Below are 11356 nucleotides of genomic sequence, written 5' to 3'. Positions count from 1 at the left end.
TTTCCTGCTGGTTGAACAACTAAATCATGATTAACTATTCGCTAACTCTAAATAAACCTCACTCCTGAACAGAATGGATCGCTCTGTTTTTCGGCGTTTCTACAAGCACAGAAATCACGAGCAAACTTAGTCCAAGAATTTTGATAAAGGTGTTGACTGCGTGTGCATACTCCCATTGATCGCGATATCGCGTCCAATTCACAGGAACGGGATTCGTCAACCATTTGGCGAATTCAGCGTTCATTGGCGCAACAAATATTATCCAACTCACAAACGCCAGTACTAACAAAATCACACCGCCCAACGTCCAATAAAAAGTTGAACCGCGTTTGCGAACAAGAAAACCTAGCACAATTGCTGTCAGAATCGCTGTAATTTCAAAAGCTGCGCCGACTGAGCCAAACAACCGATAAACATTTTCAATAACTGTCACTCTAACCCAAAGTTGCTGGTCAAACTTCATTCTTTGCGGCAATTCTAACAAATGTGCCATAGACAAACTGAGACTAAATGAAGCCAGCATAAGTGTTATGAATCGCCAAACTCGGATGAATGTCATTTTGCTCTGCCTCCCTGACTGTTTTATTAATACCTAACAAAGGATTTGAAAACTTGAATCTAACTACAATTGCTAGTGGATAAGCTTAGATATACTGATAAAACAGTCAGGCTTCGCTAGTTATTATGAAGCACGTTCCCAACCTTCGTTTTCTATCTTTATGTACTCGATAGCGACAGCATTAGCACTCGCATCCAGGTCTGGTAAAGCTTGATATTCCGAAACCCAGCAACCAAAAACGTTATATGAAGTTGCTGGCTTACCAGCTTCATCACGAACCTCAATGATGATATCTTGACGGAAATCTGCTAGAGACACTTCTGGACTACCACCAAGCGCCCAGACCTTATTTACCCATTTTTCAAAATCAGGATCTTTGGTAATACCTCGTTCTAAGGTAATAGCATCATACTTACTTTGTCCTGGAGACTTATAGACAGTGCTAGGGTCGCCACCTGTGCGGTGTTCTATTACCTCAGTGGTTCGCTTTAGACTGCTGACTTTACTTACCCCAAGCACTTCTTTACCATTGATTTTCACAACAAACTTAAAGTTTTTGTAGGGATCAAAACGCTTACCTGAAATAGAAGGCATATATTTCTCCTTAAACTGCTATTTGTCCGGCTATTTGCTGAATCTTGAGAATGACAAATTCAGCAGGTTTGAGAGGAGCAAAACCAACAATGATATTGACAATTCCTAAGTTAATATCATTTTGGATTGTTGTTTCTTTATCGCACTTCACAAAGTAAGCATCTTCCGGCTTACGACCTTGAAAAGCTCCTTGAAGGAAGAGAGTATGCATAAAAGCGCCAAGATTCAAACGAATTTGCGCCCACAACGGCTCGTCATTTGGCTCAAAGACAACCCATTGCGTACCGCGATAAAGGCTTTCTTCCAAGAAAAGTGCAAAACGGCGAACCGGAATATACTTCCAATCATCGGTAAGACGGTCATCCCCACGTCGCGTCCGCGCTCCCCAAATCACACGACCAAAAGCTGGTAGAGTTCGTAAACAATTGATTCCCAGAGGATTCAATTCCCCATTTTCTGGATCTGTTAGAGGTACACTCAATTGTGGTACACCCGTCAATGTTGCTTCTGTACCTGCTGGAGCTTTCCACACACCACGTTGAACATCAGTACGAGCAAATACACCAGCGATCGCACCACAAGGAACAAATTCTTCTATTTGATTATCTCGTAATGGGTTTGGCTGTTTGATTCTGGGAAAGAAAACAGCAGCATAACTAGTCGCTGCACCAATGTTCGGAATACCACTCTTTGCTGCATCCTTATTAGTCCAATCACTAGGAGGATCAATGATAAAAAATGCGCGGCGATCTCTACAAAATTCAGCAGATGAATCTACTAAAGAGTCATAATCTATATTGTTATCGGCTTTATAGGGTGGAATACAAAGGATATTAAAGAGGTCGGCTTTATTTAAAGCATAAAGACCCTCTTTATTTCCTTCCTTATTTGACCCCGTGAAGTCGTTCACATCTAGATCATCACCATCTGCACCGCTATTTTCTTCAGCTTTGGTGTTTGTATCGTTATCACCCCACAACTTTTTATCCGATGCTGGTTGGGCATGAGCAGAGGGTCTTTCTGTTGGCAGAGGTTCATTTCTAAATCGAACTAAATAAGACTCATTTGACAAGACTTTATCTACTCGTCTTGGGTGATTCGGAAGCACCGATACATTCCGAAATACTTCCTGTTGACCTGTACTATTATCCAGAACTGTAATGTTGAATAGTTTTTGTGCCTCTGCGTCACGTATTACATTAGTATCTACGTATTCAATCCGCACTTTTAAAGCATTTCCCCAGTTGCCTTCATTTGCTGCTTCTAAGTTGAGACTATTAACATTTAGTTGTGCCTTCTTAGCTGTGGGTTCCGCTTGTGCTGGAGCTTCACCTTCTGCCGGCTTAGACTTGGAGTGAGTGAGTCGGACGATGATTGCTTGGCTACCACCGTTGAGATAAAAGTCTCGTACAGCATAGCCAAGGGTACTATTTAGCCACAATCCTCCAAAAATGCGTTCAAAGTCGCCATAACTATTGATAGTAATCGGCTCGTTTACAGGGCCGCGTAAAGAACGACCTATAAAAGCAGTAATAGCGGTAGATACGCCTGTAATCGTGCGTACACCACTAGGAATTTCCTCTATGTAAACGCCTGGATAAGTTGGTTGTGTAGGCATTGTTCATTCTCTGGTTAAGCATTTAGAACTTGCAAATTGACAAAATAGTCAACTTTTAAATATGCAAATTGGATAATATTTTTCTTCCCAATTTACTTAATATTAGATAGCTGCTTTTAAGAACTTTATTGAGTTATTTAAAATTTTGATTTCTCTGACAGGGAGATGCCAAAGGCGATCGCACAGCGTAAAGCCTTCTTTTTTCCTTTAGCGTTAGGCTACGCATAGCTTGCTTCCACGTTCGCGGAGCGTCTCGTAGAGAAGTGGTACGAGAGGCAGCTCTTAGAGAGGCTACGCGTAGCTTGCTTAAGAGCAGGGGTATGCTTAGAGTGAGTCAGTCGCTAACGAACGTCAGACTGTGGAAAGAAAGAATACGACAAGGCAAGCATTTACTCTTTTAGAGCCGCTACACGAACGGCAAAAGAACAATTTAGAGTCCAATGAGCCTTATTAACTGTCAGGTTAATACTATACCAAATTAGATGAGCTTAACCTGTACATTGGGGATGATATTTCATCAGTATATTTGCAATGTTAAATTAATCAATGTATGCGACATTATATTGTTTGATAAAATGTTCACTTTCAAACCTAGATTTATTTGGTTCCTATACAGTCTGTTGTCAAAAAGCTTTCCAAATGCTTCTAATTGATCTTCTCATCGTCAATGTAACAACCAGACGTTTGAAATCGAGTATATACAATAGTCTGATTGATGGTTGAATTGTATAAGTTGATTAAATACGACACAAAAAGTAGTCAAAGTAATTTCGCAATATAACTCTTTTGAGAAATTAACCAAGAAAGCGATGCCTGCGGCGGGCTACGCCTCGCATCAGTAGGCTACGGGACAGTGGCAAGCTAGAAGCAGCAGCAGAGGGAGTTTTGAAGTGTTTGGGAGAATTTAAACGCCCGTATTTGACTGAGTTTGAGGAAAGGTTTCTGCGTTTTATGGAGCAGGAATGCAAAATTGTCGATTAGCCTCGGCTCATGTAGTAGTTGGGATATGAGTAGCATTCACGTAGAAAACCGGGTTAAGATATATTACATAAGCAATACAAGGATTTTTAGAAGCTGAAACCCTTATTTTATTGTTGAGCAGTGACTCGACGATCAGCAGAGCGTAAATCGCCTTGGTTATCAGAAAAATCTTTATCTAATAAGGCTTTTAAGCTTAACTCGGTTTTCTGTTGCGATGATGATACTCATACCCGAATGGCACTAAGTTAAGCTGAAGAGTATGCAGGATAAGGATTGCAGAGGGGCAGGGGCGCAAGGGCGCAGAGGTGAATTTCTAAATATCCGTTCGTATACCTAAAACTTCTTTTTTCTCCCCTGCTCCTCTGCTCCTCTGCACCCCTGCTGCCTCAACGATTTTCCCTTTTCTTAGTGCCATTCACTCATACCCCAATAAGAGAGAGAATCCATTAGGGGGCGATAGAATAAGCCTCGCTTTTAGAGCGATCGCACTTCTACGGACTACAAAAGCATAATTCTGATCTTTTCTGAGACAATTATTTATGGTAACTAATTTATTTCTTGCCAGTGGAGTATTCTGGATACTGACCTATATTTTATTGATTAAACGTGGTTTTGAAGATCAAACTTATGGAATGCCATTAGTTGCTCTATGTGCAAATATTTCATGGGAATTTATATTTTCATTCCTTCATCCTCATCAGCCACCACAACTTCAAGTCAATATTATATGGTTTTTTCTTGATGTAATTATCTTGTTTGAATTTCTAAAGTTTGGACAATCTGAGTTGAGATATTTACCAAAAAAACTGTTTTATCCCATATTTTTATTAACCTTAGTTGTTAGCTTTTATTGTGTACTTTTTATCACCTATGAGTTTCATGATTGGAGTGGTGCATATACAGCTTTTGGACAAAATCTTATGATGTCTATTCTTTTTATTGATATGCTAGTCAGACGCAACGCTCTCAGAGGTCAATCAATATTTATTGCTTTATTTAAGATGATGGGAACTTTACTTGCTTCTTTTGGTTTCTATCTTTCTTTGCCAATACAAGGAAGATCGCTCTTGTTTGTATTTTTATATACTGCAATTTTTGTCTTTGATCTAATATATGTATTTATGATTGCTACTCAAATGAAAGATTTGAGAAAAGAACAATTAGATGGGAGGGGTTCTTTCGTAGTGAAAGTATTACTACAAGGAGCAAATAGAAATTGTTTGTAAAAGCAATGATCTTTTAAAAAAGGTTTAAATAGTGTGTGAATTGTATAACTTCTACTAAAACGTTCCAATGGTAGAGGTTATATTGCGATAAATTTGTAACTATTAAATGTGCAGTGAAAAAACTCAAGCAGAGACATTCATTGGCTTAGAGATACTCCTCAGTAAACTTCATAGATATCAACAAGCGTAAAAATTATTTTTTGACAGATCCTGATTAGGCAAACAATTAATCAACATGAGTAATCTAATGACACAATCTCTCTGGCTTTTTGGTACTTGCCTTAACATCGTTGCCAACCACACCACTACAGGAGGTCAGTAGGATCTGATCGAAGGCTACTTTCTTCCCGGCACACAAACACCCCCCATCTCCACACGCGCTATTGCAAACAACTCTACCTGCTCTTCCGATTAATGAATCGGTGTTCTAGGTAACATATATACCAACGACAAGTGGTTTTGGTTTTTAAAAGCCTCAAGAATGGGCTGAATCATAGAAGTTCTTGAAATTCTATTGCATGAGCAAACTAACACATTAGGAGATGCTTAATGAAATCAATAAAACTTCAAAAATCGATTTTTCAAATTACTTTTGTGTTGTCTAAAGTATTCTTATCAACAACACTGATAGCAGAATTGATTGGAGTTTCACTAACTAGTACAGCGATCGCAGTAACATTTCCAATACAAAAACCTCCGATTTTGGTTGCAACAGCGTATACCGATTTATCATTACCCACCTTGCATCCCGGGGATCGAGGTAAAAGCGTTAAAATATTGCAGAAAATTCTCTTAGATAATAGTTTTTTAGAAGCAGCAGCAGTCAGATTAGGAAATCCGCGTGGTGCAATTGTTGATGGAGTATTTGGTTCCATTACCGAATCTGCGGTAAGGGATTTACAAAAACGGTACAAAGTTCCAGTTACAGGACAAGTGAATCCTCGTACATGGGAAGTGTTGGATATGCATGAAAATCCTTATCACTCACCGCTTCCCTGGAAATTATAACGGCTTTACCAAAAGTACCGAAGCAGATAGATTGGCTTTAGACTCTAACTCAAGTTGGAGACAACCTTCCACTGCGAGATGGACAGGTTCATCCATCACTCGATTGTCCAAAAATTTCAACTCAGAGTGGAATGGCACTAAGAAAAAATACAGTCCTTTCTCTGACTGGAACAAGCCTCTAAGCTGGGAACCCATTCTGGGAGGGCTGCCGCCTCCGTTAGCTTGACAAGAGGCAGAAGCCCACTTGAAATACATTCTCAGCCTGGAGGCTGGGAACAAGACGACACAAGCCTTTGGGCTTTTCTTAGTGTCATTCGTATATAAGCCTTAGCGTTTTTTATTTCATCCTAATCAAAAAGCTGCCTAAATCACAGTCAGCTTTTTTATGAGGTTGGATTAGGTGCGTTCGCACTTATTCACTCATCAAAATTAATCGGCTTGCCATTGAAGTGACCGGAGATAATTTCCGGTCTAAGCGACCCAGGTAAACTAATTTTATGTGACTATCTGACACAAAAAGGGCGTTATTAATATAACTGGTAATTGTAAGCCTTGTAATAGGTGATTAAACCTCCTAATTACGAATTACAAGATTTAAAAACGCTCTAATTCTTCATATAGATTTAAGAATAATTAGTTAAGTCAAGCAGTTCCAAGATGAGTAAAAATGATACATGATGACCGTTATACACTAGCCACTGGAAAAGAAGGCGCAAATCGATTGCAAATTCTTCACCAAATCCATAAGCCATATACAGAGTTTTTACTTGCGCGAGTTGGACTCTGCGAAGGAATGCATATAGCTGACATTGGTTGCGGTATTGGAAGTGTTTCCACTTGGTTAGGCGAACAAGTTGGATTCAACGGTTCAGTTATTGGTGTAGATGTGAGTACAGAGCAGGTAGAACAGGCACGAGGAAATGCAGACGCACTTGGCTTGAGCAATGTAAAATTTGTCTTGGGCAGCGCTTACAATACAGGATTACCTCATAACTCCTTTGACCTAGTTTACTGCCGCTTTTTGCTAATCCATCTGACTCGCCCGAAAGATGCACTGGAACAAATGCTGGCACTACTCAAGCCGAATGGATTGTTAGTGTGTGAGGAAGCCGACTTTAGCACTGCTTTTTGTCAACCTGCTAACTCTAGCTACGACCGTTGTTTTGAGCTTTTCCTTAGACTAGGTAACACTCGTAGCCAGCACTTTTGTATGGGAAGCCAGCTTTACCAAATATTTCAAAATGCTGGCTTGCTGACGCGAGAAATTTTTTTAGTGCAGCCTGTCGCAGTTCACAAAGAAACTAAGCGTTTAATAGATTTGTCACTCAAAGAGGCAGCTGATGCTTTTATTTCTTCTGGAATAACAACACCAGAAGAGATTAAGCAAACTATAGAGCAAATAAGAGAGTTGGCAGAGGACGAAACAACACTGTTTGGCATCCCTCGTGTGACACAAATCTGGGCACGAAAATAACTATATAGTTTCTTGAAGCTTTACAGAGTTATTGGATTGTGAAGAGAAAATCAATTCTCTAGTGAACAACTAAAAGCGGATGATAGTTGATTAACCTTTGAAATGGGAAAGATAACTGTTTACTATTCTCAGGCAGGATAATTAATACCAGTTGGTAATTCGTAATTCAGAAATTCAGATTTGATCTGTAGACGCAATCGTGATGAACTTGGCATTAGTAACTATAAATGCAGTGGGAGCAAACTTATGCTTACTCAATCAGATTTATACCCATTGTCTAAACGGGTATTTCCAGTTCCCCAGTTATTACTGGCAATAATTTGGGGTCTTGTAGTTTAATTGCTGCTACCATCCGCCCCCATTGCTTACCTGACTCAGTAGGACGATATGGGATTTTCCGGTCATCTGTTCTATATTGCAAACCAGCATTAAATGCAACCAGCCTGCAATCATCCGTTTCGACCAGAATTAATTGCAAATAAGCTTAACACTTTACTAGGGTTGAGTTTTCTCTCCTTGACAAGGGTTTGTCAAAAAACTCATGTGAGAGTTTGATAAATTAACTTTGAATTCTTTACGAGTTTATTTACTGAAAAAACAACGGTAAAAGGAACTCTAAGCCTTACTAGTAACGCAGTTAAGAAAACGTTCGTTTTTTTACTTTTATAGTTGCATTTAATCCTGGCTCAAACAGAGGAAAAGCAGGTTGGTTGCAAATAATCAAGGGGAACGTTGAATTTAATCCTGGCTGAAGCGCAATTATAGTTGCATTTAATCCTGGTTTGTAAATGTCTTGATTGCAGGTTTGAGCGATTAGTATTGCAGGTCGTTACACCTATCTACGTACACTCTTACCTACTGAATAAAACCATGAAAAAAGAAGCCCAAATAAATGATTGCGATCGCATTATTTTTTCTTCTTTTTGTAAAGAAGATAAACCTAGATTTATTATTGGCAATGGCGGGGCTGGAATCACTCGCTTTGTAGACTATATGGCTGAGTCTTTCTTGGCACAAACAAAGGCAGAATATTGTATTGCTTGGAAAAAATCAGATACAGAGGAGACACTACAAGGTTTAGCTAATGGTTCAATTGATGTCGGCTGGGCTTATGGAATCGAACGGGTATATAAAGAGTACAAAGAACGTAATTTTAGTTTTGCACCGGTCTATATTTTTCGCGATCATTTCACTCTCATAGGCTCTCTTACCAATCCAGCAGCTTTACCTATATCTGAAGAACTTACACCGCACTACTCTAATCATCAAGTACTAAAGCTTTTTAAAAAGATTGCTTCAGGTCAATCTGGTGTTTATTTTTTAACACGCAATGACAAATCTGCTACCAATTTTATAGAACGGAAAATATTTAAAAAATTTCTTGGTCGTTTACCTGAAGTTGGAACCGATTCGTGGTATCTTCCGCTTAAAAGCAAAGAACATTATCCTGATACTGCTCTCCAAGAAGCTAACGAGCGAGGTTACTATACTCTGACTGACCGTGGTATTTGGAACTGGGCAGATCCTGACAAACGTAAAAATCTTCGTGTCTTTTGTGAAGCTGGGGATATTAATCCTAATGATATTTTGCTCAATCCTTGCCTAGCAATGTTAAAGAACACTACTCCACCTATTGAAGCGATTCAGTTTGTAGAGTGGTTAGCTAATTCAGGTCAAACATTTATTGAAGAATACAAATTACATAGAGTAAGGCTTTATAGCAAAGCTCCTATTGCAGTATTAAATCATTTTTGATAACCTAAAACCCTAATTTATTATAATAAATTGGGGTTTTATCAATTGTGGTAATTAATTACTTTAGCTTCAACTCTCAAGTGTTAATATGAATAATAATTACCCTTTTAACTTGAACTGGTTCAACTATCATTGGCAATATATAAAATACTTCGCCTCTAAATACATTGTCCGTATGAGCTAACACAGATACACTGCTTTTATGCAAGCTATCAATACAGACTGGGTTTCTAAACTGAATTACTAGACCTAATTTAGTAAAGAAATTTCTTAAATCCTGAGATTTTAAATTAAATAATTGATCCTCTAGAATATTGCTAGAATTTTCCTCTTGTTGGGTTGAATCGGTACGTTGTTTTCCTCTGTCTTTGATAATTCCTTTTTCTTTAAATTGCTTTAACAAGATATCTAGTAATTTTTGTTCGGCACTTCCAGAAATTAAGCGGACTCTGAATTCGCAGAGTACACTAAAATCAAAGCCTGAGTCTGTCAAATAAGAGAGAAAGTGCATACTTCCAATCAATTTTTCCTCAACGTCTGTTCGCTTTAGCATTTGTAAGGTTTTCAAATGTGAAGAAATATTTCGCCAACAGCATCCGATGATACTCATACCCATAGTTGTTCAAAATACTACCGAGTATAGGTGCTTGGTTTGATTGAAAATGAAGGCTGGATGCTGGATCGTTGCGTTGTTTTGCAAGTTGCGATCGCCCCGTGATCGATTACGATTATTTTTGCTAAATTGACAAGTATTTATTTTCAATGAAGCATGAGTTTAATTACTACTCCTAAAGGATGAAACTTGCAGCTATTTGTAATAATATCAATTTTCTGTGAAGCTGCACATTATTTTGACCCTTCCCAACCTCCCTGATACTTTGGTGAGGTTGGGAGGGGTTCTTTCTATGCATCTTCATTTGGGAGAGGTTCTTTCTATACATCTTCATACAGAATTAGTATAACTTAGTTAAAATACGTTTTAATTCCAGTTTCTAATTGCGATAGTAGACTGCAATATAATTGCATAAATCTAGTAGTGAAAGTATTACTACGAGGAGCAAAGAGAAATTGTTTGTAAAAGCAATGATGTTTTAAAAAAGGTTTAAATAGTGTATGAATTGTATAACTTCTATTAGAACCTTCAAATGGTAGAGGTTATATTGCGAGAAATTTGTAACTATTAAATGTGCAGTCAAAGAAACTCAAGCTGAGACGTTCATTAGGTTAGAGATGCTCCTCAGTAAACTTCATAGATATAAACATTATTTTTTGACGGCTCTTGATTACGCAAACAATTAATTAAATGAGTAATTTAATGACACAATCTCTCTGGTTTTTTGGCTCTCGCCTCAGCATTATTATTGGAGATTAATTAAATATATGCAATCTTTCGAGGTCTATCGCCCTTTGGGTGCGGGAGAGCAAATCTTCTGGCTCCACGATCAAGCTCATTCCTTACATTTCGCTCTCACAGCCCAAATCAAAGGAAAATTCACAGTTACTCAACTTCAACAAGCACTCCACTTTGTACAGCAAAGGCATCCATTCCTCCGAGTTCGGATTGCTCTGGATGAAGCAAAGTACCCTTGGTTTGTCGAAGACCATGCTGATATTCCACTGCGGGTTGTGCAGAGGCTATCCGAACAACAATGGCAGCGAGAAGTTGAGCAAGAAATTGCAACGCCCTTTATTTGGTCGCAAGCTCCGTTAGTGCGCGTTGTCTTGGTTCACTCCAGCAATGGCGCAGAATTATCAGAATTGATTGTGATATGTCATCACTCGATCGGTGATGGTATTTCTGTAACTTACTTAATTCGGGATATTTTGCAGGCGATGCCTACAGCAACCCCTTCGGTGTACACTACACCCACTATATTCGGACAGTCTTTATCTGTGCCTCCGTCACTAGAGGAGTTGATTGTCGATCGAACTCCCGAAAAAGTTTCTTTGTTAAAGCCAATTCCTACATTCATCAGTGATTCCTTTCTGGTTGGGCAACGTGCGAAGCAACCTAACTGTTCATTTGTCAGTTCTGGTTCACTTTCGCCCGAAACAACGCGCTTACTCATAGCTCGTTGTCGGCAAGAACAAACGAGTGTTCATGCTGCGATTTGTGCCGCTTTTCTCTTAGCAGTCCGCCA

At 38.9% G+C, this 11356-nt stretch carries 11 protein-coding genes; 6 read left to right on the top strand and 5 right to left on the bottom strand.

All coding sequences use genetic code 11. From position 1 onward, the window contains the following. Positions 1 to 58: 58 nt before the first annotated feature. The 3 genes from V7K61_RS26460 to V7K61_RS26450 form a co-directional block, all read right to left on the bottom strand. Positions 59 to 493, bottom strand: coding sequence for a hypothetical protein (locus tag V7K61_RS26460; RefSeq protein ID WP_335058003.1), 435 nt, complete (start codon positions 491 to 493; stop codon positions 59 to 61). A 189-nt stretch (positions 494 to 682) separates the two neighbouring features. Then, on the bottom strand, positions 683 to 1153 hold the full coding sequence (locus V7K61_RS26455) for a phage tail protein (RefSeq protein WP_094343923.1): 471 nt from the start codon (positions 1151 to 1153) through the stop codon (positions 683 to 685). A gap of 10 nt (positions 1154 to 1163) precedes the next feature. Continuing rightward, positions 1164 to 2771 (bottom strand): phage tail sheath family protein, encoded by a 1608-nt coding sequence (locus V7K61_RS26450; protein WP_335058000.1) that lies wholly within the window; start codon positions 2769 to 2771, stop codon positions 1164 to 1166. 1520 nt (positions 2772 to 4291) lie between these two features. Here V7K61_RS26450 and V7K61_RS26445 point away from each other — a divergent pair. From V7K61_RS26445 to V7K61_RS26430, 4 genes are all read left to right on the top strand, one after another. Continuing rightward, on the top strand, positions 4292 to 4978 hold the full coding sequence (locus tag V7K61_RS26445; RefSeq protein ID WP_335057998.1) for a transmembrane-type terpene cyclase: 687 nt from the start codon (positions 4292 to 4294) through the stop codon (positions 4976 to 4978). A 549-nt stretch (positions 4979 to 5527) separates the two neighbouring features. Further along, complete coding sequence (locus tag V7K61_RS26440) at positions 5528 to 5986, top strand: peptidoglycan-binding domain-containing protein (RefSeq protein WP_335057996.1); 459 nt, start codon at positions 5528 to 5530, stop codon at positions 5984 to 5986. Continuing rightward, entirely contained in the window at positions 5946 to 6212 is a 267-nt protein-coding gene (locus tag V7K61_RS26435) for a hypothetical protein (protein WP_335058054.1), read from the top strand. The genes V7K61_RS26440 and V7K61_RS26435 overlap by 41 nt, the downstream gene beginning before the upstream one ends. Before the next feature lie 441 nt (positions 6213 to 6653). Then, complete coding sequence (locus tag V7K61_RS26430; RefSeq protein WP_292793162.1) at positions 6654 to 7460, top strand: class I SAM-dependent methyltransferase; 807 nt, start codon at positions 6654 to 6656, stop codon at positions 7458 to 7460. A gap of 277 nt (positions 7461 to 7737) precedes the next feature. On the opposite strand, the gene V7K61_RS26425 is transcribed toward V7K61_RS26430, so the two are convergent. Beyond that, positions 7738 to 7938, bottom strand: coding sequence for a hypothetical protein (locus V7K61_RS26425; protein WP_335058052.1), 201 nt, complete (start codon positions 7936 to 7938; stop codon positions 7738 to 7740). A gap of 392 nt (positions 7939 to 8330) precedes the next feature. Here V7K61_RS26425 and V7K61_RS26420 point away from each other — a divergent pair, with 392 nt between their 5' ends. Continuing rightward, positions 8331 to 9215, top strand: coding sequence for a hypothetical protein (locus V7K61_RS26420; protein ID WP_335057993.1), 885 nt, complete (start codon positions 8331 to 8333; stop codon positions 9213 to 9215). Between the two features lie 76 nt (positions 9216 to 9291). Here the strand turns inward: V7K61_RS26420 and V7K61_RS34245 are convergent, their stop codons facing one another. Next, positions 9292 to 9768, bottom strand: coding sequence for a hypothetical protein (locus tag V7K61_RS34245; RefSeq protein ID WP_442936369.1), 477 nt, complete (start codon positions 9766 to 9768; stop codon positions 9292 to 9294). An 827-nt stretch (positions 9769 to 10595) separates the two neighbouring features. Here V7K61_RS34245 and V7K61_RS26410 point away from each other — a divergent pair. Next, on the top strand, positions 10596 to 11356 hold a 761-nt coding region (locus V7K61_RS26410), incomplete at its 3' end, for a condensation domain-containing protein (RefSeq protein WP_335057991.1).

Origin of the sequence: Nostoc sp. (genome assembly GCF_036918015.1) — a bacterium.
Classification (GTDB): Bacteria; Cyanobacteriota; Cyanobacteriia; order Cyanobacteriales; family Nostocaceae; genus Nostoc.
The sequence above is the reverse complement of the archived record's forward strand: the minus strand, read 5'-3'. Positions and strand labels throughout refer to the sequence as shown.

What these genes read in the sequence shown, in the direction of transcription:
- V7K61_RS26460 (WP_335058003.1), bottom strand. Translation starts at nt 493, where the DNA reads ATGGCACATTTGTTAGAATTGCCGCAAAGAATGAAGTTTGACCAGCAA.
- V7K61_RS26455 (WP_094343923.1), bottom strand. Translation starts at nt 1,153, where the DNA reads ATGCCTTCTATTTCAGGTAAGCGTTTTGATCCCTACAAAAACTTTAAG.
- V7K61_RS26450 (WP_335058000.1), bottom strand. Translation starts at nt 2,771, where the DNA reads ATGCCTACACAACCAACTTATCCAGGCGTTTACATAGAGGAAATTCCT.
- V7K61_RS26445 (WP_335057998.1), top strand. Translation starts at nt 4,292, where the DNA reads ATGGTAACTAATTTATTTCTTGCCAGTGGAGTATTCTGGATACTGACC.
- V7K61_RS26440 (WP_335057996.1), top strand. Translation starts at nt 5,528, where the DNA reads ATGAAATCAATAAAACTTCAAAAATCGATTTTTCAAATTACTTTTGTG.
- V7K61_RS26435 (WP_335058054.1), top strand. Translation starts at nt 5,946, where the DNA reads ATGAAAATCCTTATCACTCACCGCTTCCCTGGAAATTATAACGGCTTT.
- V7K61_RS26430 (WP_292793162.1), top strand. Translation starts at nt 6,654, where the DNA reads ATGATACATGATGACCGTTATACACTAGCCACTGGAAAAGAAGGCGCA.
- V7K61_RS26420 (WP_335057993.1), top strand. Translation starts at nt 8,331, where the DNA reads ATGAAAAAAGAAGCCCAAATAAATGATTGCGATCGCATTATTTTTTCT.
- V7K61_RS34245 (WP_442936369.1), bottom strand. Translation starts at nt 9,768, where the DNA reads ATGCTAAAGCGAACAGACGTTGAGGAAAAATTGATTGGAAGTATGCAC.